The following is a 1,212-nucleotide window of genomic DNA, read 5'->3' as shown; positions in this document are numbered from 1 at the left end:
CGATCCCCCCAGCAGCAGCGAGCAAGCCGTGTTCTGACTGCATCCGGAGTGCGACTAGACGCATCCTCGCCCGCCACCGCCCGCCAGCGACAACTCCGGCAGCCATGGCAGCCCGACGCCTGGAAATACCTGGATCTACTCCCACCCATCCACTACGCCAATACATTCCTGGGTAGGGCCTGCTCGCGAATGCGGCTGTTCGCCGCCGCCTACACCGACGACCCGAAAGCCCCGCCGATCCCCGTCGAAGATGCCACCGACCTTCCCGCCGGACTGGCGGATGCGGCTGCTGCGGCCATGGCCAGGCTGGGATCGGGGCGTATGGCGACCGCCGCGCTTATGAATTCCTACACCGTCAACCTGAGCGTTCCAGGGGAGTGCTACCTCCTCGGGCGAGACGAAACATATGTCGGGGAGTCCTGGGAAATCAGATCAATCGATGAGATCGTCACCACGGACAAGGGCTACTATCTGCGGGACCTGCCAGCAGACCCGAGCGACCATTCGATAAAAGGGGAGCTGCTGCCCCCGGACGCCTACATAGCCCGGCTGTGGCAGCCACATCCCCGCTGGCGCGCACTGGCCGACAGCCCGGCACGGGCCATTCTGGAGCCGTGCGAAGAACTCCTATGGCTGTCCCGGGGAATTCGCGCCGCCGCGAAATCACGGGCGATGACGAACGGGATTCTTCTCGTCCCCGACGAATTGACCATCATGCAGGCCGACGAGTCCGACGACAGCGAAAATGGCGACCCGTTCATGGATGCCCTCACCCGGGCACTTGTCGCACCGCTGACCGACGAAGGATCGCCTTCTTCCGTCGTACCCCTCGCCCTGCGTGGCCCTGGCGCGATCCTGGCAATGATCCAGCATCTTCGCCTGGATCGTGAGATCGACAAGACGAGTATCGGGAGATGCGCCGAACTCATCCGCGAGATCGCCATCGGTATTGACCTCCCCTCGGAAGTCCTTCTCGGTGTCGCGGACGTGAACCACTGGACTGCCTGGCAGATCGATGACTCAACGTTCAAATACCATGTCGAACCAGTGGTACAAAGGGAGGTCGACGGGCTCACGGCCGGATATTTCTGGCCCACGCTGGCCGCCGAGGGATTCACGCCGGCCGAATATCGGCGGGTTGTCATCTGGTACGACCCAACCGAACTCGTCACCCATCCGGACCGGACAGAGGACGCCCTGAAACTCTGGGAT

1 protein-coding gene is annotated in these 1,212 nt (G+C 63.0%); it reads left to right on the top strand.

The window, feature by feature from the left end:
• Positions 1-189: 189 nt before the first annotated feature.
• Positions 190-1,212 (top strand): hypothetical protein (locus MJ785_RS21795; protein ID WP_239382737.1); only part of this gene is annotated, 1,023 nt, incomplete at its 3' end.

The organism is Protofrankia sp. CiT1 (assembly GCF_917627335.1).
GTDB lineage: Bacteria > Actinomycetota > Actinomycetes > Frankiales > Frankiaceae > Protofrankia.
This window is presented reverse-complemented; position numbering and strand designations above follow the sequence as displayed.